This is a genomic window from Thalassospira sp. MCCC 1A01148, assembly GCF_001613795.1.
Lineage (GTDB): Bacteria > Pseudomonadota > Alphaproteobacteria > Rhodospirillales > Thalassospiraceae > Thalassospira.
In genome coordinates this window covers 210,478-231,500 of sequence record NZ_LPVZ01000020.1, presented here as the reverse complement: position 1 = coordinate 231,500, position 21,023 = coordinate 210,478, and the positions used below count along the sequence as shown (strand labels likewise).

Genomic DNA, 21,023 nt, shown 5'->3' with positions numbered 1-21,023 from the left:
ATGTGGTGAGACTTTTGTGACCCTACCTTATTACGCCCGTTTTCCACCAAAAGCCGTTGCAATTTGGTTAAGGCAGACCGTCACGTAACGCATCTTTTATGCGAATGTGCGCAAGAACTGCGTAAAAACAATAGAGGCAGTCTTGTAAGAACTGCCCAAGCCGCTTTTTCGGCGGAAGATCGGTAAGAATGCAAAAGCGCGGTCAATTCAGACTGCGCCCTCCTTCTTTGGCGGGTTGCGCCGTTGTTCTGCCGCACCCGGTGTCAGGCGAACAAATGTCCGGTCTGGAAGTCGCAGATCTACGATCAAGACATCCCGGTCAAGAATACCGTGTTCGCGATCAAGCATTTCAAGACGCTGCCAAGCCAGTTCCATGTTCTCTTCGGGCAGGCGGATAAACATGCCGTTGGCAAGCTGAATGTTCCAGCGGCGATGACCAATCCGTTGTGCACCGGTGATCTGATCATAAAGATGTGGGATGGTCTGCAAGGTGGTCAGCATTTCTGCCGCGGCCTTGGGGGCGTCATCACCAACCAGAACCGGCAGATCAAGGTAATCGCCCAGCTCGTAATTCTGGAGCTGTTCGCCATCGCCATCAATCAGGACATGGTCGCGGCCTTCGGTTTGCCAAAGAGCCAGCGGTTTGCGCTCAACAATCGATACGATAAGGGTATCGGGCAACTGGCGTTCGACTTTTGCGCTGCGTACCCATGATAGTTCCTCGACCCGTTCGCGTGCGGCTTCCACATCAAAGGTAATGATCGGTGTGCCGGGTTTTTGGCCGATGGCGGCCAGAAGGGCATTGGTGTCGGTCTTTTCGCGGCCTGAAACTTCGATGTTTTTGACCGTCATGCCGAATTCAGCTGACAGGTGAACACTTTCCTGTTCCACCATTTCGAGCCATTTGTCCGCTTTGCCTGTATACCAAAGGGCAGCCGGAATGATCGTGATCGCGCCAATAAAGCCACTCCACCACATGACCCGGGCAATCTTTTTGACGTTTGATGCAACGCCATGTCGTTTATCGAGCTTCTCGCGCCGTTCGCGGGCCTGTTCTTCTAGCGTTCGCATGAGGCGTCCTCCACCATCCATGCGACGATATCGGCAAAGCTAAGCCCCTCGTGGCGGGCGGCATCGGGAACAAGTGATGTAGGCGTCATGCCCGGCTGTGTGTTGATTTCAAGGATCGCCAGATGGTCCTTTTCCGGATCATAGCGGAAATCAGCACGCGCCACGCCCCGGCAGCCAAGCGCCTTATAGGCTTCTTCGGCGTGACGTTGCAGACGATCACGCAGATCGCCTTCGATGTCGGCAGGGACGATATGTTCCGATCCGCCCTGGGCGTATTTGGATTCAAAATCGTAGAAGGCATGGTTGCCGGTCAGGATTTCGATGACTTCCATCGCCTTGCCATCCTTGACGGCAACGGTCATTTCGCGACCGGGAATGAATTCTTCCTGCATCACGCCGTCGCCGTGATCCCAGCTCCGGGCAAGCATGTTTTGCTCTTCCTCGGCTGTCAGGATGATTTCAACCCCGACAGAGGACCCTTCGTTATTGGGTTTCAGAACGTAAGGTGGTGGCAGTGCCTTGCCAGATGCAATGTCTTCGCGTGTGACCCAGACGTGGCGCGCACAGGGAATTTCATATTCGGCAAACATCGCCTTTGCCGACATCTTGTCCATGGCAATGGCCGAGGCGCGTACACCAGAATGCGTGTAGGGGATGTTCATGATTTCAAGCAATCCCTGAACCGCGCCGTCTTCGCCCCAGCGGCCATGCAGGGCGTTAAAGATCACATCGGGTTTGGGATCAATCGCCACAAGTTGGCTTGCAAGGTCACGCGTCGCATCAATCTCGGTAACCTTATAACCTTTTTCACGCAGCGCTTTGGCGCATTCGTGCCCGGATGACAGGGAAACTTCCCGTTCTGCTGACCAACCGCCCAGAATGACAGCGACATGTTTGCTCATGCGTCTTTTCCTATGATCGAGTGGCCAAGGCGCTCACCGATGCGCCGAATTTCCCAGCGCAGCTCAACGCCGCTATGTTCTTTGACCCGTCTGCGGACTTCATCGCCAAGCTGTTCAAGATCAAGGGCTGTGGCGTTGCCCGTATTGATCATGAAATTGCAGTGCTGCTCGGACATTTGCGCACCGCCGATTTTAAGTCCGCGACACCCGGCCGCATCAATGACTTCCCATGCGCGTTTTGGGACGGGATTGGCAAAGGTTGAGCCACCGGTACGCGATTTGATCGGTTGCGATTCTACCCGCGACTTCTGGATTTCATCCATGCGTTTGGCGATGTCTTCAGGATCACCAGACGATGCGCGCAAGATTGCAGACGTGAAAATCCAGTCCTCTGGAACGCTGCAATGCCGATAGGTCATGTTCATTTCATCGGGGGTGACGGTATGGATATTACCGCTGCCGTCAATTGCGGTTGCCGATACAAGAACATCCTTGATCTCGGTTCCATAGGCCCCGGCATTCATGCGCAACGCCCCACCGATGGTGCCGGGAATGCCAGACAGAAATTCCAGACCGGCAATGCCATTCATCTGCGCGGTTTGCGCAACATTGAGATCAAGTGCGCCAGCACCGGCGTGAACCGCGCCGTCCTCGACCACGACATCGGTAAACGGGCGGCCAAGGCGGACGACGACGCCACGAATGCCGCCATCGCGAACCAAAAGGTTTGACCCAACCCCAATGACAGTCACAGGCAAGTCTTCCGGTTTGCCTTTTAGAAAATCAGCAAGGTCGGCTTCATCCTCTGGGCGAAACATAACATCTGCCGGGCCACCAACCTGAAACCAGGTGACTTTGGCAAGTTGTGCGCCTTCGCGCAGCTTGCCGCGCACTTTTGGCAGGCGGTCGATCAGGGGCGTATGGTGTTTCGGCGTGCTCATATCTGCCTCAGTTCTTGATCGCTTCAAGTTGGGCGGGCAGGGCATTTGCCCATGCGCTGATTGAACCAGCACCAAGGCAAACGACAAGATCGCCCGGTTTTGCTTCGGCTTTGATGACTTCGGCCAGTTTTTCCGGGCCTTCCAGTGCGCTCACATGGCGGTGGCCACGGTTGCGCAGGCCTTCGACAAGTGCATCACGCGAGGCACCCTCGATCGGGCTTTCACCGGCCTCAAAGACGTCGGCGACAATGACGTTATCCGCATCGTTAAAGCAGGTGCAGAAATCTTCGAACAGGTCATGCAGGCGTGAGTAACGGTGCGGCTGAACGACTGCGATCACGTTGTTTTGCGTCGCCTGACGGGCAGCTTTTAGCACTGCCTTGATTTCAACCGGGTGATGACCGTAATCGTCGATGATCGTAACGCCATCAACCTCGCCGGTTTTGGTGAAGCGACGTTTAACGCCGGTAAACCCGTCAAAGGCGGAGACGATTTTCTCATCGGGGATGCCAAGTTCCAGCGCGACCGTAATCGCTGCTAGCGAGTTTGACACGTTATGATCGCCAACCATTGGCAGGCGGACATCCTTGATCACGCGTTCTTCGCTATCAACCCGTTCGCGGATAACAACATCAAAGACACTGTCGCCGATATTGGTCCGCACATTTACCGCGCGGACATCAGCCTGCGGTGAAAAACCGAATGTGAAAATACGACGATCCGTCACGCGCCCAATCAGGGCCTGGACTTCGGGATGATCGATGCACAGAACCGCAAAGCCATAAAACGGGATGTTCTGAACGAAGTTCTTGAAGGCTTCGCGCAGCTGATCGAAATCTTTCCAGTGGTCAAGATGTTCGGGGTCAATGTTGGTCACAACCGAGATGGTGGACGGCACTTTGACAAAGGTGCCATCAGACTCATCGGCCTCCACCACCATCCAGTCACCTTCGCCAAGGCGCGCGTTGGTGCCATATGAATTAATTATCCCGCCATTGATGACGGTCGGGTCAAGCCCGGCGGCATCCAGCATGGTGGCCACCAGTGACGTGGTGGTTGTTTTGCCATGGGTTCCGCCAATCGCGATTGCTGCCTTAAGGCGCATCAGTTCGGCCAGCATTTCGGCACGGCGCACGACCGGGATCATGGCCGCGCGTGCGGCTACGACTTCGGGGTTGGTCGGCTTGACGGCGGTTGAAATCACAACGACCTTGGCGTCTTCGACATTTTCTTCCTTGTGCCCGACAAAGACTTTAATGCCAAGGGCGCGCAGGCGCTGCACATTGGCATTGTCGGAAATGTCCGAGCCCTGCACCGAATAGCCCAGGTTGTTGAGGATTTCGGCAATACCGGACATGCCGATGCCACCAATACCGACAAAGTGGATGGTGCCGATGTTGAGCGGCAGGGTGTTCATTGCATGTCTCCTCGGTCTTTGCTCATGTTCTTGTTATCCGGGCTTCCTGCCGGGTTCAGTCCCAGCATATCAAGCACCATGTCGGCCAACCGCTCGGCGGCGTTGGCCCTTCCGCTGCTTTTGGCGGCCTTTGCGGCACGCGTCAAGGCGGCAGGGTTGGTCAAAAGTTTCGCCAAACGATCCGTCACCGCCTCGCTGCCAAACCGGTCTTGTGGCATCAGCCATGCGCCACCGGCATCTTCGACTTGCTGGGCGTTGTAACGCTGATGATCGTCAATGGCATGGGGAAGCGGCACCAGAAAACCGGGGCGCCCGGCTGCGGTTAGCTCGGCAACCGTCGATGCCCCTGAACGGGCAATCACCAGATGGCAGTCGCGCAAACGTTCCGGAATGTCATCGATGAAGGATGCCAGTGTTACGTCGATCTGCGATCCGTCATAGGTCTTGCGAACAGCATTAAGATCTTCTTCACGTGCCTGCTGGGTTACGACCAGACGTTTGCGCAAACCTTCAGGCAGATTGACCAGTGCAGTCGGTAGGACTTCGGACAGGATGCGCGCCCCTTGTGATCCGCCTGTGATCAAAAGCCGGATCGGCCCGTCATTGGTTGGCGCATCATACTCACTTGATGCAAGGGCGGCGACTTCGGCACGTACCGGGTTGCCGGTCCAGATTACTTTGGCCTCGTCACCCGGTGCAATCATCCTGACCTTGGCAAAGGATGTTGCAATACGCTGTGCATTGCCTGCCACCAGACGGTTTGCGCGGCCAAGAACGGCGTTTTGTTCATGAATGGCATATGGAATGCCCAGCCACTTGGCCGACATTGTCGCGGGGATAGAGGCATAGCCGCCAAATCCGATCACAGCTGCCGGTTTGGCCTTTTTGATGCGGCTTCTGGCTTTAAGCGTGCCAAGGCCAAGGCGGGCGGCCCCGATCAGGCGCCCCTTGATGCCTTTGCCGGCAATGCCGCCAGCAGGCAAGATAACGGTTTCGACACCTTCAACATCCTCGGTATAGCGGGCCGCGCGGGCGTCGGTGAAAAACAGTACCTGTGCGCCACGACGCACGAGTGATTTGGACAAGGCAACAGCCGGAAACATATGCCCGCCGGTACCACCGGATGTTACGGCGATCACCTGACCTGCCAGCGGCGTCTCGGCGGCAGAAAGTTCTGGATTTGCTAAGTCAGTCATCTTGTCCACATGTAAAACGACGGCGGTGCAGGGATGGTCCCCGACAGTTACCCCCATCAGAACCCGACAAAGGTTAATATCCCTTCAAACCAGTTCCTGAATAAGGCCTGATTTTGTCGTTTTAATGCAGAAAGTTTTTGGGAAGCAGGTTGGTTATTCACCGGGCCGCTTGCGCGTCAGGGCAAGGACAAATCCCATACCGATCGCAATACCGATCGTCGCTGAACCACCGTAGGATACAAACGGCAATGTCATGCCCTTTGGCGGGACCAATTGCAGGGTCGATGCCATGTTGATCACGGCCTGCAAGCCGAACTGAACCAGAATGCCGGTTACCGCCAGAACCACGAACAGGTTGCGTTCCCCCATCAGGCGCGAAAGACCGCGCATGATGATGAAGGTAAAGACACCAACCACCAGGACACAGAACAGAAGACCAAACTCCTCGCCGGCAACTGCAAAGATGAAGTCAGAATGGGCATCGGGAATGGAGTTCTTTACCCAGCCTTCACCCGGGCCCCGGCCCATAATGCCACCATTCATGAAGGCTTCCATGGATCGTTCGATCTGATAACTGTCACCCGATGCCGGATCAAGGAAGCGATCCACACGTGACTGTACGTGCGGCATGATCAGATAGGCGGTTACCGCCAACCCAACCGCCCCAAGTCCAAGGCAAAACACCAGAATGATCGGAAGACCCGCAAGGAAGATCTGAACTGACCAGATTGAGGTGATCACAACTGTCTGGCCGAAGTCCGGCTGGATCATTAGAAGGAAGATGCAAACAGCAAGGATCAGGCTTGAAACGATATAGCCCGGGAAGTTCGGGTTAAGTCGCCCTTCGGCAAACATCCAGGCAATGACAACCGCAAAGGCGGGTTTGAGGAATTCTGACGGTTGCAGGTTGATCCCGGCAACATTGATCCAGCGTACCGCACCCTTGATGTCTGATCCGATGAACGGGGTAATGATCAGCAAAAAGATCACGCCCAAAAACATGAAGGATGCCAGACGCCTGACCCATTTCACCGGCAACAGCGAAATGCCGAACATGCAGATCGTCGCCATGCCAAGAAAGACAAACTGGCGGGTGACAAAGTGGAAGCTGTCGACATTGATGCGATCCGCGACCGGCGGACTTGCCGACATCACCAGAAGTGCGCCAATCCCCATCAAAAGGATGATGGCTGCCAACAGCCAGCGATCTACGGTCCACCACCAGATCCCCAGAACCGAGGTATCCGCACGGGAAAAGGCAATATGCGTGTTATGACCAAACAGGGACTTCATGCGCTTTCCTTCCCGGTCCGGTCACTATTCGCCAAGGCGGCATAAAGGTCGCGGAATGCATCGCCGCGCGCCTCAAAGCTTTTGAATTGATCAAAGGATGCACAGGCAGGGGTTAACATTACCACCGGTTTGTCATCGCCGCTTGCCTGGGCATCCGCAAAGGCCGCCTTGGTTGCGACATCAAGGGTTTCGCATTTCTCCCAGGACAGGTCATTACCAAGGGTTTCTGCAAATTCGTTGGTTGCAGCGCCGATCAAGTAGGCTTTCTTGATATGGGGATAGTATTCCTGCAATCCCGCGATTCCGCCTTCCTTGGGTTTGCCACCCGCGATCCAGTAAATGTTCTTATAGGCTGAAAGCGCCTTTGCCGATGCTTCGGCATTGGTGGCCTTGCTGTCATTGACAAATACCACACCATCAATGCTGCCAAGCAGTTCCTGTCGATGGGCAAGACCCGGGAAGGACATGACGCCATCAATGATCCGGGTGGCATCCACACCCCGCGCACGGCACAACCCATAGGCAAAGGCAATGTTTTGCCAGTTGTGTCGACCGGGCATATGGGTGACGGTCGCAAGATCCAGAATACGGGTTTGCGCCCCGGTCATGTCATCAATCAGCCAACCATCCGCATCAACATAGATGCCGTGATCGACCGGTTGTTTGACAGAAACTTCGATGATGTGACGACCGCCTTCGCGCGCCAGTTCAACCGCCATTTTGGCACATGGTTCGTCATCAACGGAAATGATTGCCCATTTCGGCCCTTTGGAACGTGCAAAGATCAGGTGTTTTGCCCCGATATAGCCATCCAGCCCGCCATGGCGATCCAGATGATCCGGGGTGATGTTCAACAGCGCACAGGCATCAAAGGCCGCATGTTCAAGCAGTTCGAGCTGATAGGATGACAGTTCAAGAACCAGACAATCATCTGTGGTAGAGGGTTCAAGCCCAAGGGCTGCATTGCCAAGGTTGCCGCCAGCCTGCGTTTTAATCCCAGCCTGCCCGATAATGTGGGCGGTCAGTGCGGTGGTGGTCGACTTGCCGTTGGTGCCGGTGATGGCAAGTGTTGGCACATCAGGCTGTGCCGCGCAAAGCAGTTCAACGTCGCAAATAATCGGTTTGCCCGCACGGCGGGCCTTTTCGGCCGCCGGATGCGGGGTCGGAAAGGTGGATGGAATGCCCGGGCTGATCACCAGCATGTCGGGTTCAGACCAGTCACATTCCGCCAGATTGATCGGCGCAAGACCAAGTGGTTCGATCTGTTCACGCGATGATGCGGTGTCGTCCCACGCCCAGACAATTGCGCCTGCATTGATCAATGCTTTCACACTGGCCAGTCCGGATTTTCCCAGACCCAGAACCGCGATGGTTTTGCCGCGCAGATGTGAAAGATCAATCACGATGGGGTGTCCTTAACGAAGTTTCAGGGTCGCAAGACCAACCAGTGCGAGGATGACGGCAATGATCCAGAAGCGGATGACGATGGTTGCTTCCTGCCAGCCCTTTTTCTCGAAATGGTGATGAAGCGGGGCCATGCGGAACACGCGTTTACCGGTCAGTTTGTACGACCCGACCTGAATGATCACCGACAGGGTTTCCAGAACAAACAGACCACCAATGATGGCCAGAACCAGTTCGTGCTTGGTGACAACCGAAACCGCACCCAAAGCACCGCCAAGGGCGAGGGAGCCGGTATCGCCCATGAATACCATCGCAGGCGGGGCATTGTACCAGAGGAAGCCAAGGCCAGCACCGACAAGTGCGCCAAGGAAAATGGTCAATTCGCCCGAACCGGCAACGTAATGGACCTGCAGATACTCAGCGAACTGAACGTTACCGATCAGATAGGTGATCAGCGCAAAACTGGCCGCGGCAATCATCACCGGAACAATCGCCAGACCGTCAAGGCCATCGGTCAGGTTGACCGAGTTTGAGGCCCCGACCATGACAAACATGGCAAACGGCACAAAGAACCAACCCAGATCCAGAAGGAAATTCTTGAAGAACGGGAAAGCAAGCGCTGTCGAAAGCGGATCGGCGGTATTGTAAGAAATCCACCAGGCGGCAAGGGCTGCGATGGAAAACTGCCCAAGAAGTTTAAGCTTTCCCGGAAGGCCCTTGGTGTTACGCTTGGAAACCTTCAGAAAGTCGTCCAGAAAACCAAGGAAGCCATAGCCGATTGTGACCAGCAAAACAGCCCAGACATAAGGATTGGTCAGATCAGCCCAGAGCAGGGTGGCAATCGAGGTTGATAGCAACAGCAAAAGCCCGCCCATTGTCGGCGTGCCTTTTTTCGTCAGAAGGTGACTTTCGGGTCCATCTTCACGGATCGGTTGGCCTTCGCTTTGTTTGGAACGCAACCAGTTGATCAGATGCGGACCGATCACAAAGGCAAGAATAAGCGACGTGATGATCGCACCGCCCGTGCGGAAGGTGATATACCGAAACAGGTTCAGTACCGGCATCTGATCAGCAAATTGATAAAGCAGATTATAGAGCATTGCTCTGGTCGTTCCTTTTGCGACTGAGGGTCAGTCCTGACCCTCTTCTGTTGCGGTTGTGGATTTTTCCACCACGCCACAGGATTTTAAGGCCGATACAATTTTCGAAACGTAAATGCCAAGCGACCCTTTGATCAAAACCACGTCGCCATCGCGCAAATCGGCCTTGATGGGCTCTATCGCGTCTTCGGCAGTTTCAAAGTGGCCGGCATTTCGTTCGGAAGGCAAAGTTTTGTCGAGTTCGGCCATCAGCGGCCCAACCGAGTAAACCCGGTCAATCTCAAGCGAGGTCAGCGGATGATAAAGATCGGCATGCATTTTGGTTGCACTGTCTCCGAGCTCGCGCATTTCACCCAGAACTGCGATCTTGCGACCGCCTTCGCCCGGTTTGGTTTGCGACAGGACCTTGATCCCGGCCATCATCGAGGTCGGATTGGCGTTGTAGGCATCATCAATCAGCGTAAAGGTACCCTCGCCAGTCGGCAGCTTGACGGTGTGCGTCTCGCCACGTCCGGCAGGCGGAGTGACATCCGCCAGATCCTTCGACGCTTTGACAAGGTCTGCACCTATCGCATCAACACACCCAAGAACGGCAAGCGAGTTCAAAACCCAGTGTTCGCCGGGGCAACCGATGAAGTATTCCAGATCCTGGCCACCGACGCGTGCGCGAACAGCGCTGCCATCGGTGACGATATTTGCTTCAAACAGGCGATAGTTTGATACGGCATCCGTGCCAAAGCACTTGATGTTGGAAAGGCCAAGTTCCTTGGCGCGCCGGACCAGGGCAAAGTAATGCAGATTGTCACGGTTCAGGATGACGGTACCGTCGCTATCAAGGCCTTCAAAAATCTCGGCCTTGGCCATGGCGATTTCGGCTTCGTCCTTGAAGAACTCTGTATGCGCGCCGACCACAGTGGTGATCAACGCCACAGACGGCTTGACCATTTTGACAAGTGTGCTGATCTCGCCCGGATGGTTCATGCCGATTTCGAAAACACCAAACTCGGCATCAACAGGCAGGGTCGCCAAAGTAATCGGCACACCCCAGTGATTGTTGAAGCTGGCCGGGCTGGCATGGGTTTTACCCTGCTGGGACAGCACATATTTAAGCGCTTCCTTGGTGCCCGTCTTGCCGACGCTGCCGGTGATGGCAACGATCTTGGCTTTGCTGCGTTCACGTCCGGCAATTCCAAGTCGTTCAAGGGCGGCCATCGTGTCATCAACCAGAAGAACCTTGTCGGTATCGTCAATGCCATTGGCATCCGAGACCATGACGGCGTGCGCACCGGCATCAAGGGCGGCCTGCGCAAATTTCTGACCATCGAAATTCGGGCCCTTCAGGGCGATGAACAGATCGCCTTTACTGACTTTGCGGCTGTCAATCGAGATGCCGGTTACCGTCCAGTCCCCTGTGGTTTTGCCACCGGTTGCGGTTGCAGCATCCTGTGCGGTCCATAAAACAGCCTTCGTCATAACGTCACTTTCTTTTCGCTCAGACCATCACGGCCAAAGCGCCGTAACGGGAATTAAGGTCAGTTGCCGCCGACAAGGATGCTGCGGGCAACAGATGCATCATCGAATGGAAGAACCGTATCTCCGACAATTTGGCCTCTTTCATGGCCTTTTCCGGCGATAATAAGGACATCGTTGCGCTGAAGGATGCCGATGCCCCGTTTGATGGCTTCGGCACGGTCACCAATCTCGACGGCACCTTCGCACTGTTCCTTGATTGCAGCACGAATGGTGGCCGGGTCTTCGCTGCGCGGATTGTCATCGGTGATGATGGCAATATCGGCAAAGTCACGGGCAACCTGTCCCATCAACGGGCGTTTCCCGACGTCACGGTCTCCACCGGCCCCGAATACACAAACAAGTCGGCCTTTGCAATGCGGACGGACAGCCTTGATCACGGTTTCAAGCGCATCAGGCGTATGGGCGTAATCGACAAATACCGGTGCACCGAAGCCGGTTTTGCCAACCAGTTCAAGTCGGCCGCGGACACCTTCAAGCTTTTCAAGCGCAAGAACCGCCTGATCAAGGTCGGCACCCGATGCCACAACGATTGAAAGGGCGGCCAGCGCATTCATCACCTGGAAGCTGCCCATCAGCGGCAGGTGGATGTTGTATTCACCCTTGTTCGCAGCAAGGCGGATCTGGGTGCCGGTGCTGTCAGGCGTTGCCTTGACCAGTTTGATGTCATCTGCGTTCTGTCCATAGGACAGAACATTCACACCGCGCTTGGCGCAAAGTTTTTTCAGAAGGTCGAATTGTTCGACATCGGCATTCAGCACTGCCGTGCCATCGGCGACCAGAAGATCAGAGAACAGGCGGGCTTTGGCGGCAAAGTATTTTTCGAACGTGCCGTGATAATCCAGATGGTCGCGCGACAGGTTGGTAAAGGCGGCAACGGTGACCTTCACGCCATCAAGGCGATATTGATCAAGCCCGTGTGAACTGGCTTCCATCGCGACATGGGTCACGCCAATACCGCACATTTCATCAAGGCTCTGATGAAGTGCCACCGGATCTGGCGTTGTCAGCGAACCGGGAATTTTCGCGCCCGCTGCGCGAATGCCAAGGGTGCCGATGGATCCCGACATATTGCCAAGGATCGTCCAGAGCTGTTCGGTAAAGATCGCGGTCGATGTCTTGCCGTTGGTACCGGTGATCGCCGCGATGTTTGCGGGTTGCTGGCCATAGAAACGCGCAGCAAGCTGGGCATAACGCTTGCGCGGGTTTTCCACCGGGATCAACGGAACGGTGGGGGCTGCCTGTCTTGGCGTGCCATCCTTTGCAAGGATGGCTGCGGCACCAAGCTTGATCGCATCTTCAATATACTTGGACCCGTCATCACGCGCACCGGACAGGGCGGCAAACATATAGCCGTCCTTTACAGTGCGTGAGTCTGCTGTCAGGCCCGTGATATCCGGGTCCTGTCCTTCGGCATGTTTCAATGCCGCTTGATCACCTGCCATGAGCTCAGAAAGACGCAAGTTTGCGCTCCCCCTTGCGAAGTTCGATCTGCAGCGCTTGCTCAATCTCCGGCGCCTTCGCATTCGCCGGTTCAATGCCCAAAAGGGGAGCAATACGTGTCACAACCTTGCCAACTGCAGGGGCGGACACCCAACCTGCTGTGGCAAATCCATAAGTTTCTTTGGTGCCTTTGGGCTCGTCCAACGTCACCAGGACCACATATTTCGGGTCCTGCATCGGGAAGGCGGCGACAAAGGTCGACATGCGGGCGTTCTTGACATAGCGCCCGTTCACGAGTTTTTCCGAAGTCCCGGTCTTCCCGCCAAGGAAGTAACCCGCTACTTCGGCCTTCTTGCCAGAACCTTCGGTAACGACCAGCCGCATCAGGCGACGCATCAGTTCCGAAGTTTTCTGGGAAAACACACGTTCGCCTGCCGGTGCACCATCCTGTTTGAGGATGGTCGCCGGGCGACGAATGCCACCATTGACGATGGTGGAGATGCCGCTGACAACCTGAAGCGGGGTAACGGCCAGACCATGACCAAACGAAATCGTCATGGTGTTAATCTCGCGCCACGGATTGGGCACAAGCGGTCCGCCGACTTCAGGAAGCTCGATCTGAGGCTTGTCGAGCATGCCCAGCTTTTTAAGGTACTTACGCTGGTTCTCGCCGCCAAAGGCCATTGCCATGCGCGCTGAGCCGATGTTTGAGCTGTGCACAAGAATTTCCGGCAGGGTCAGCCACCGGTTCTCGGCGTGATAGTCCCGAATTCTGAAGCCGCCAATGGCCAGCGGCTCCGTCGCGTCATAGACCGAGTTCAAGGTCGATGTGCCGGTTTCAAGGGCGATGGCCGTGTTAAACAGCTTGAACACCGAACCCATCTCGTAAACGCCAAGTGTTGGCCGGTTAAAGCGGGCATCAGCCGGTGCCTGACCCGGACGGTGCGGATCAAAATTCGGAAGCGACGTCATCGCAACCACTTCGCCGGTATAGACGTCCATCACAAGGCCTGCCGCACCAACCGCGCTATAGGTTTCCATCGCGGTTTCGACTTCTTCGGCAAGCGCGTATTGCACCCGGGTATCAAGCGAAAGTTCCAGCGGACCGTTATTGATGCGCAGCTCGTTATCAAACTCGCGCTCAGCACCAGCGATGCCGTTATTGTCGATATCGGTGAAGCCCAGGGCGTGCGACAACAGACGTCCATGCGGATAGACGCGGCGTTCTTCACGTTGGAAATTCAGGCCGGGAATGCCCAGTGAATTGACTTCATATTGCTGCTCGGGCGTCAGGTTGCGGCGCAGCCAGACGAATGCCTTGCGCGAACTCAGGTGACGGATCAGCGTGTCGCGATCCAGATCGGGTAAAACCGTCAACAAAAGATCCGCCGATTCAACCGGGTCCTTGACCACACGGGCGTCAGCATAAAGCGAATTGGTCGGAAGATCGGTCGCCAGCAGCATGCCGTTGCGATCAACGATATCGGCGCGCTCGGTCTTGAGTTCACGGGTATCGGTGCCGGATGCGACGGCGGGTTCATTGCCCTGACGCAGAACCGATGCATCAACCAGACCATAGGTGATCCAGCAAAAACCGATGATGAACATCGCGCCGGTAATAAAGATACGGTTACGTGCTGTTTCAAGCGCAAGGCGCTCACGCTGATCCGGGCCCAGTTCCGGACGATCCCCGCGCAACCAGTAGGAAAAACGGGTCAGGCTCATTGTGCGCCCCCCGTTTCGGTGGCAACCGACGGCGCATCAATGATCATTGAATCCGCTGCCTCGTCATACATCAGATCACCCGGACGGGCGCGCGGTACCGGCATAAAGGCAACCGCCTCGCCAAACTTGTCGATACGATACTGATGCAGATCGGCGTCTTCTGGCAGATCGTTGATGCTGGCCATCTGCAGGACTTCAATCTGAGCCAGGCTCAGATACTGCTGGGACAGGCGCTCGATCCGTTCCGGATTGTTCAGGTAGCTCCATTCCGCCTGAAGCACATGGATGCTTTCCTGCTCGGCCAGAATGTCGGACTGGATTTCGGCGTAGCGCTTTTCAAGACGTTCGACCTGATGGCTGACCCAATAGGTGCCGGTGCCGATCAGGATGGTCATGATGAGGCCGATGATGGTTACCGCACGGGTCATTTGCGACCTCCTTGCGGTGATGCCGGTTGCTCGTTACGTGCAACGGCGCGCAACTTTGCCGAACGTGCGCGCGGGTTGGCGCGAATTTCATCTTTCTGACCGGTGACAGCCTTGCGCGTGATCGCCGTAAAGGTCGGGATGGCAACTTCTGGTTCGCCGGGCAGGCGGCGTGACATCTTGTTCGGATCGCCTGAGCGTTCCTTCATGAAGGTCTTGACCTGCCGATCCTCAAGCGAGTGGAAGGTTACAACCACCAGACGGCCGCCCGGTTTCAGCAATGTCTCGGCGGCATCCATGGCGCGTTCAAGTTCGCCAAGCTCGTCATTCACATAGATGCGCAAGGCCTGGAAGGTGCGGGTCGCCGGATCAATTCCGTCCTTGGACTTGCGCACGACAGAACGTACCGCACGCGCCAGTTGGGATGTGGTGGTAAAGGGTTCCTCTGCACGCATCTCGATAATCTTGCGTGCGACCTTGCGCGATGCGCGTTCCTCGCCATAGCGATAAACGACATTGGCGATGTCTTCTTCTTCGGCGGTATTGACGAAGTCGGCCGCCGTCGGCCCGGACATGGACATGCGCATGTCAAGCGGGCCGTCTTCGCGGAATGAAAACCCGCGATCCGCCTGATCAAGCTGCATGGATGAAACACCGATATCAAGAACGATGCCATCGACCTGTTCTGGACCTGCTTCGGGGATAAGGCGGCCCATATCGCCAAAGCATCCCTCGACCATGTGGAAGCGACCGTCATATTCGGCTTCAAGCTGTTTGCCTGTGGCAACGGCGGTTGGATCGCGGTCGATGCCGTAAAGCTCGCAATTGGCAGAATCAAGAATGGCGCGGGAGTAACCGCCTGCGCCAAAGGTGCCGTCAACCATGATCTCGCCGTCACGCGGTGCAAGGGATTCTAGTACCTCGCGTAGCAGGACCGGCTTATGTGGACGGTCTTCGGTGGCAAAGCTCAGGTCCTTGTCGCTCATGATGCGTCCTCCTCATCCGCGGTGCCGGGACGTGCACCTTTGGGGAGTTCGGACATCGGTTTGAGCTTTAATGTCGCACCACGGTTGAGCGTGCGGGTCCGGCTGGCTTCTTGCAGGGGTTTGAAGATGTCAGGGTTCCACAGGCGGAAGGTGCGACCACGGCCGACAAAGGCGACCTGATCTTCGATACGTGCGAATTCGATCAGTTCTGCAGGCAGAATGATGCGGCCTTCGCCGTCGTAAGGAAGCATATGCGAGGAGCCAAGGATGGTGTCTGCCAGATCGTCGGCCTCGTCAGAGAACATGTCGAGTTCATCAAGCGATGCGGCAATGCGCTCCATATGGCTGTGGCTACAGCCTTCAAGCGCGCTTTCCTTGTGGGATTGATACAGGTAGATGCCGGCGAATTCTTCTTGGTCAAGGGCCGCACGGAACCGCTTGGGGACGGATACGCGCCCCTTCCGGTCCAGCTTGTGAATGTGCGTCCCTGTGAACAGCACGTCGCCATTCCCCTGATCAAAAATCCGATCTCAAACCTCGGGCCCTGATGGGCTGTCTTGCGACTGTGTGATGTCTGAAATGGATATGCCCCGCATGGCACGGAATTTGTGCCTCTTTATGGGGTACCATGGGAAATGATGGGGGTCAATGGGATTTGATGGGCCAATACGTGATGTTTTGGCGCTTCCCGAGGGTTTCTGCGGTATATGCAGAAAGGCTGAATTCGGTCAAAAATCGCGGAAAATCAGCATGGTTCCATTATGTGCCCATAAAATCCCAAACTCGTTCCATGGGGTCCCATGGGAAGACCATTGAAAAACCGGAATTCGGGTTTTTATGGATCAGATTTGGCATCGGGTTTTGATGGAGTGCCGAAGACAGTTTGCGATTTGATGTCCAATCGGGTTTGATGCGCGGGCAAACTCCTGCAAAATGTCAAAATGATCTCTGATGGTCTTTTTGATCAATTTGATCGGCCATCAGGGTTGAATATGGCCCCGAACGGGGCAGCATCATCTGGCGCGGGGCAGCGTCAGTGAAACGAAGGAAGCGATTGTTGCGGATAAAAGCTGCCATTCTATTAATGGGTTGCGCATTCTCCGGTGCGTTTTTCCTGCCCGGGCTTGGTGCTGTTTCTGGCGGGACGGCGTTTGCGCAAGGCTTGCCCCTTGATCCGGCCGGTGGCGGATCAAATTCGCCAGAAGTCTCGTCGCCGCAGATGCGCGAATTGCTGCCCTTGATTATGAAACAACTGCAAAACAATCCGGAACTGATGTCGCAATTCGGTTTGGGCGGACTTTCAGGGCTGAATGGTCTTGATGGGGGCGGTTCCAGCACAGGTATGCCTGGTGTGCCCGGTATGTCAGCTGACGGTGCTGCCAATATCCCCGGACTGAGCGAAGCAATTGCAAAGGCCCTTGCCCAGCAAAATGGTGGAACGGGTGTTGCACCGTCCGGCATCCCTGAACAGGTCAGGGTGTATCGCGAACAGTATCATCCAATTGATATTGATCAGGATGGCCGTATCAGTCCAGACGAAGCCGCTGCCTATGCAAGCTGGATGTTTAGGCGCCGTGACATTAACGGCGACAATGTGCTTGTCGCACGCGAATTTGCCGCGGTTGAAAAACTGCCCGGTTCTGCAGAAGCCAATCGCCAAAGACTGCGTACCGAAAGCCGCCGACTGGATTTATTGTTTCCCGATTACGACGCGGACGGGGACAAGATGGTCACCAAGGAAGAGTTTATGGCAAAAGCGCGCACGACTTATGATGAAAAGCGTGGAAACGATCAGGATATCGACCCGTTTTCCTTTCAGACAGTGTTGCCGTTTTAGGCGTGATTTCGTCTGAAACGCATTCATCGCATGACAAGCAAGACATAAACTGGCATCCGATATAGTCGGTAAGCCGGAAATGACGGAGAGGCTCATGGACACCAACGAATTTTTTGCTCCGGTGCGCGCGACGACTGACGACACCAACACAGCAACTCCGATCGAAACGCAGTCCTCTGCCAGTGTTGATGCCGGTGAAGTTACGTCTGCCAAGCCTGCGGGGGGCAAGGCTGATCGTCTTCCGGTCTGGGTCGATTTGCATTCTCCGACACCCGAAGAAATTCACGAGATTGAAGAACGATTTGGCATTGAGATGCCAACCCGTGAAGAAATGCAGGAAATTGAGCTGTCATCGCGCCTGTATGAAGAGGACGGGGCACTGTTCATGACCGTTTCGGTTCTGACCAAGGCAACCACCGATGCGCCCCAGACGACCGCTGTTACCTTCATTTTGGTCAAGAAAACCCTGATAACGGTGCGATATGCTGATCCGGTGCCCTTCAAGACCTTCATCCGCCGGGTAAAGCGCAGCCCGTCGCTTGCCAATAGCGCAGAGACGGTTTTGTTTGGTCTGCTCGAACAGATCGTTGATCGTCTTGCTGATTTGATGGAACAGACCACGATTGATCTTGAAAAACTGTCCAATCAGGTCTTTGCCAGTCCCGAAGATCAGGATTCTGATGGTGATCATCGCGAAACCCTGCGTCAGATTGGACGTACCGGCAACCTGTCGGGCAAGGCCAAGGACAGTCTTTTGAACCTGCATCGTCTGGGCTTGTTCCTTTCAACACAGGCGCGACTAAAAAAGGACGCCAAGGCGCGTCTCAAGATCCTGTCGCGTGATATTGTCTCGATCACCGAACACGCCAATTTTATCGCCAACAAGGTGACCTTCCTGCTTGATGCTACACTTGGCATGATCAGTCTTGAGCAGAACAACATCATCAAGATCTTCTCGGTTGCCGCAGCCGCGTTTCTGCCGCCGACCCTTATTGCCAGTATCTATGGCATGAACTTCGAATTTATGCCGGAACTGGAGTGGCAGTTCGGCTATCCGGTCGCAATCGGCCTGATGGTGCTGTCTGCCGTCCTGCCGTTGCTGTATTTCAAGCGCAAAGGCTGGCTTTGATCCTGCTGGCAATATTGGTGGGACTTCTGTCCTTTCAGGCACTATTTTTGCTGCTAAACTGATCAGCACATTCCCCAAATATCGGAGCCCCACAAATGAGCCAAACCGCCCTTATCCTGATTGACTGGCAGCAAGGATTTGATGACCTCAATTACTGGGGAAATCGCAACAACCCCGACGCCGAAGCTAACGGGGAAAAACTGTTGGAACATTGGCGCGCCAAAGGTTGGCCTGTGTTTCATGCAAAGCACAATTCGACGGAACAGCAGTCCCGCTTGCATCCCGACCACCCTGGCAATGCCTTCAAGCCAGGGTTGGAGCCCCGCAACGGAGAACCGGTCTATGGCAAGAACGTAAATTCCGCCCTGATCGGAACGGAGCTTGAGGCGGATCTGCGTGCGCAGGGTATTTCAAAGCTGGTTCTGTGTGGAATCTCGACGGATCATTGCGTGAATACGACCACGCGCATGGCGGCCAATCTTGGGTTTGAGGCCACAATTGCCGCAGATGCCTGTGCGACCTTTGATCGTGGCTTGCCCGATGGCCGCACTTTCCCGGCTGAACTGGTGCATGATGTGGCGTTGTCCAGCCTGAATGGCGAGTTCGCGGCAGTCAAAACCGTTGATGAAATCATTGCCGGTTAATCGGCAATTGACTTGCGTTCGCAACTGAAGCAGTTTCTGCCTTCAGTCCCCGCGAAAGGTGTGCCATCCATGACCAAAATCGATACTCAGGAAAAGCTCCGTGACATTTATGGGGAGCCCAATGGACTTGCTGCTGCCAAATGTTTGTCGGCACTTGATCCACACTGCAAGCATTTCATTTCGCTGGCGCCCTTTGCGGTAATTTCCTCGGCAGATGCGGATGGCAATGCGGATGTCAGTCCGCGTGGTGATGGCCCGGGTTTCATCAAGGTTCTTGATGACAAGACATTGGTCATGCCTGATCGTCCGGGAAACAACCGGGTTGATAGCCTGTCAAACATCGTCGACAACCCAAAAGTCGGCATGCTGTTCTTCGTGCCTGGTGTGAATGAAACCCTGCGCATCAACGGTATTGCCGAGATCAGCACCGACCCAGACTTTTTGGGGCTGTTTACCGATACACCCAAGTCGCCGATTACGGCGATCAGGATCACGGTCGAGGAAGCCTTCCTGCATTGCGCAAAGGCCCTGATGCGTTCAAAGCTGTGGGACCCTGAAACCCGGATTGAACGCAAGACGTTGCCGACCTTGGGCAAGATGATCAAGGATCAGACGTCGAGCGATTTCGCCGAAGGTACGCAGGAAGAAGCAGACAAGTATTTCGCGCAATCCATTGCCGAGCGCGGATGATCTTCTGCCTGCAAGCAGGGGAAATTTTTGCGGGCGATGACGGGAAACTGTCATCGCCTTTGATCTGTCTGGGAAAGATAATACCAGATGGCCTGTAAGCCGGGTTCTGTCCATGCGGCGAACCGCACTGGATGACTATTCATCTGGGACGTCCGTCGCCGAACGCCTCCTGCAACCAACCCGAATGGTGGTGCGAAAACTCACCTGCCGACAATGCCGAAGCATCCGGCCGACCATTCCTATTAGGTTTTGCTCCCGGTGGGGTTTACCATGCGTCCCGCATTGCTGAAGGACCGGTGCGCTCTTACCGCACCCTTTCACCCTTACCGGATGGCTTGCGCGATCCGGCGGTATCCTTTCTGTGGCACTTTCCCTAGGGTCGCCCCCGCCAGACGTTATCTGGCACCGTGTTTCCGTGGAGCCCGGACTTTCCTCCCCGATTGCAAGCAATCAGGGCAGCCATCCGACCATCTGGTGATCGGGATGTAGGTCACATCAATGATGACGTCAAGAAAAAGCGATGTGGCTAAGGTTGCTTAGCTGGCAATCGCGCTGGTCAGGACCTTGGCGATGGCAACGCATTCGCCGTCGACCTTGCCGGAAATATCGTTTTGGCGCCAGTGACGCTGGAAGGCGATGGTGCGTTTGGTCCGATCTTCTTTGCTGGCTGCAGGGCCATAGCCGATGGCATCCAGCAGGGCATGAAATTCGTCCGGGTTGGCTGGCGCGTCGGTCGTTTCGGAAGGGACGGTCGGAATGCCATTGCATCCGGGCCAAAGCCCAATGCCGTTTTCAGCCAGTTGCTGCCATGGGAAAAGTTCGCCCGGATCGTCCTTGCGGTCAGGCGCCATATCCGAATGACCAATGATCCGGCTTGCCGGAATGTCATGGCGCGCGAGGATATCCCTGGTCAGGTCGATAATCGATTTAATCTGAATTTCGGGGAAGGGGCGGTAGCCATATTCATGTCCGGGATTGACGATCTCTATCCCGACGGCATGGGAATTTACATCCTTGCATTCCTGCCAGACCCCGACGCCTGCATGCCATGCGCGCTTTTCTTCGTCCACGAGCCCAAAGACGCGGCCATCTTCCTCGATCAGGTAGTGCGAGGAAACAGAACTGTCCGGGTCACACAGGCGATCAAGTGCAGCTTGGCCTGATTGCATCCCGGTGTAATGCAAAACCAGTATGTCAATTGGGCAGCCATCAGGGCGGTCACCGAAGTTGGGGGAGGGATGGGAAATGATGCATCCCTGCAAGCTGTTGTTATGCAAGTCGTCCCCCATT

The 21,023-nt window shown here is 55.4% G+C and carries 19 protein-coding genes and 1 other RNA gene; 4 read left to right on the top strand and 16 right to left on the bottom strand.

The features are described from left to right. Window positions 1-207: 207 nt before the first annotated feature. From AUQ43_RS10660 to AUQ43_RS10595, 14 genes are all read right to left on the bottom strand, one after another. A complete protein-coding gene (locus AUQ43_RS10660) occupies window positions 208-1,071 on the bottom strand; it encodes a cell division protein FtsQ/DivIB (RefSeq protein ID WP_062956275.1) in 864 nt (287 codons plus the stop codon). Then, entirely contained in the window at window positions 1,059-1,973 is a 915-nt protein-coding gene (locus AUQ43_RS10655; protein ID WP_062956274.1) for a D-alanine--D-alanine ligase, read from the bottom strand. The genes AUQ43_RS10660 and AUQ43_RS10655 overlap by 13 nt, the downstream gene beginning before the upstream one ends. Continuing rightward, entirely contained in the window at window positions 1,970-2,914 is a 945-nt protein-coding gene (gene murB / locus AUQ43_RS10650) for a UDP-N-acetylmuramate dehydrogenase (RefSeq protein WP_062956273.1), read from the bottom strand. The genes AUQ43_RS10655 and murB overlap by 4 nt, the downstream gene beginning before the upstream one ends. A 7-nt stretch (window positions 2,915-2,921) precedes the next feature. Further along, on the bottom strand, window positions 2,922-4,331 hold the full coding sequence (murC, locus tag AUQ43_RS10645; protein WP_062956272.1) for a UDP-N-acetylmuramate--L-alanine ligase: 1,410 nt from the start codon (window positions 4,329-4,331) through the stop codon (window positions 2,922-2,924). Continuing rightward, window positions 4,328-5,527 (bottom strand): undecaprenyldiphospho-muramoylpentapeptide beta-N-acetylglucosaminyltransferase, encoded by a 1,200-nt coding sequence (gene murG / locus AUQ43_RS10640; protein WP_062956271.1) that lies wholly within the window; start codon window positions 5,525-5,527, stop codon window positions 4,328-4,330. Before murG ends, murC begins: the two co-directional genes overlap by 4 nt. 153 nt (window positions 5,528-5,680) lie before the next feature. Continuing rightward, window positions 5,681-6,820 (bottom strand): putative lipid II flippase FtsW, encoded by a 1,140-nt coding sequence (ftsW, locus tag AUQ43_RS10635; RefSeq protein WP_062956270.1) that lies wholly within the window; start codon window positions 6,818-6,820, stop codon window positions 5,681-5,683. Further along, the gene (gene murD / locus AUQ43_RS10630) at window positions 6,817-8,223 is read right to left on the bottom strand and encodes a UDP-N-acetylmuramoyl-L-alanine--D-glutamate ligase (RefSeq protein WP_062956269.1); all 1,407 of its coding nucleotides are present in this window, start codon (window positions 8,221-8,223) and stop codon (window positions 6,817-6,819) included. The genes ftsW and murD overlap by 4 nt, the downstream gene beginning before the upstream one ends. Before the next feature lie 12 nt (window positions 8,224-8,235). After that, window positions 8,236-9,324: a phospho-N-acetylmuramoyl-pentapeptide-transferase gene (gene mraY, locus AUQ43_RS10625; RefSeq protein WP_008889597.1), complete on the bottom strand. Its 1,089-nt coding sequence runs from the start codon at window positions 9,322-9,324 to the stop codon at window positions 8,236-8,238. 30 nt (window positions 9,325-9,354) lie between these two features. Continuing rightward, a complete protein-coding gene (gene murF, locus AUQ43_RS10620; protein ID WP_062956268.1) occupies window positions 9,355-10,797 on the bottom strand; it encodes a UDP-N-acetylmuramoyl-tripeptide--D-alanyl-D-alanine ligase in 1,443 nt (480 codons plus the stop codon). 59 nt (window positions 10,798-10,856) lie between these two features. Continuing rightward, entirely contained in the window at window positions 10,857-12,317 is a 1,461-nt protein-coding gene (locus tag AUQ43_RS10615; RefSeq protein ID WP_062956267.1) for a UDP-N-acetylmuramoyl-L-alanyl-D-glutamate--2,6-diaminopimelate ligase, read from the bottom strand. Continuing rightward, a complete protein-coding gene (locus AUQ43_RS10610) occupies window positions 12,304-14,022 on the bottom strand; it encodes a penicillin-binding protein 2 (RefSeq protein WP_062956266.1) in 1,719 nt (572 codons plus the stop codon). Before AUQ43_RS10610 ends, AUQ43_RS10615 begins: the two co-directional genes overlap by 14 nt. After that, entirely contained in the window at window positions 14,019-14,450 is a 432-nt protein-coding gene (locus AUQ43_RS10605; RefSeq protein WP_062956265.1) for a DUF3962 domain-containing protein, read from the bottom strand. The genes AUQ43_RS10610 and AUQ43_RS10605 overlap by 4 nt, the downstream gene beginning before the upstream one ends. Further along, window positions 14,447-15,433 carry a 16S rRNA (cytosine(1402)-N(4))-methyltransferase RsmH gene (gene rsmH, locus AUQ43_RS10600; RefSeq protein ID WP_062956264.1) on the bottom strand — a complete coding sequence of 329 codons (987 nt, stop codon included), beginning with the start codon at window positions 15,431-15,433 and terminating at the stop codon, window positions 14,447-14,449. The genes AUQ43_RS10605 and rsmH overlap by 4 nt, the downstream gene beginning before the upstream one ends. Beyond that, complete coding sequence (locus AUQ43_RS10595; RefSeq protein WP_062956263.1) at window positions 15,430-15,933, bottom strand: division/cell wall cluster transcriptional repressor MraZ; 504 nt, start codon at window positions 15,931-15,933, stop codon at window positions 15,430-15,432. The genes rsmH and AUQ43_RS10595 overlap by 4 nt, the downstream gene beginning before the upstream one ends. A gap of 584 nt (window positions 15,934-16,517) precedes the next feature. On the opposite strand from AUQ43_RS10595, the gene AUQ43_RS10585 reads away from it, so the two are divergent. The 4 genes from AUQ43_RS10585 (at window position 16,518) to AUQ43_RS10570 (ending at window position 19,733) form a co-directional block, all read left to right on the top strand. Continuing rightward, window positions 16,518-17,270 carry an EF-hand domain-containing protein gene (locus AUQ43_RS10585; RefSeq protein ID WP_062956261.1) on the top strand — a complete coding sequence of 251 codons (753 nt, stop codon included), beginning with the start codon at window positions 16,518-16,520 and terminating at the stop codon, window positions 17,268-17,270. Between the two features lie 94 nt (window positions 17,271-17,364). Then, window positions 17,365-18,399 carry a magnesium/cobalt transporter CorA gene (corA, locus tag AUQ43_RS10580; RefSeq protein WP_062956260.1) on the top strand — a complete coding sequence of 345 codons (1,035 nt, stop codon included), beginning with the start codon at window positions 17,365-17,367 and terminating at the stop codon, window positions 18,397-18,399. 95 nt (window positions 18,400-18,494) lie between these two features. Then, window positions 18,495-19,043 carry a cysteine hydrolase family protein gene (locus AUQ43_RS10575; RefSeq protein WP_062956259.1) on the top strand — a complete coding sequence of 183 codons (549 nt, stop codon included), beginning with the start codon at window positions 18,495-18,497 and terminating at the stop codon, window positions 19,041-19,043. A gap of 69 nt (window positions 19,044-19,112) precedes the next feature. After that, window positions 19,113-19,733 (top strand): pyridoxamine 5'-phosphate oxidase family protein, encoded by a 621-nt coding sequence (locus tag AUQ43_RS10570; protein ID WP_062956258.1) that lies wholly within the window; start codon window positions 19,113-19,115, stop codon window positions 19,731-19,733. 79 nt (window positions 19,734-19,812) lie between these two features. Here the strand turns inward: AUQ43_RS10570 and rnpB are convergent. Both rnpB and AUQ43_RS10560 read right to left on the bottom strand, forming a co-directional pair. Then, an RNA gene (gene rnpB, locus AUQ43_RS10565) (RNase P RNA component class A) lies at window positions 19,813-20,208 on the bottom strand. A gap of 61 nt (window positions 20,209-20,269) precedes the next feature. Continuing rightward, window positions 20,270-21,022, bottom strand: a complete 753-nt coding sequence (locus AUQ43_RS10560; RefSeq protein WP_062956257.1) for an N-acetylmuramoyl-L-alanine amidase — start codon at window positions 21,020-21,022, stop codon at window positions 20,270-20,272. Window position 21,023: the final 1 nt, after the last annotated feature.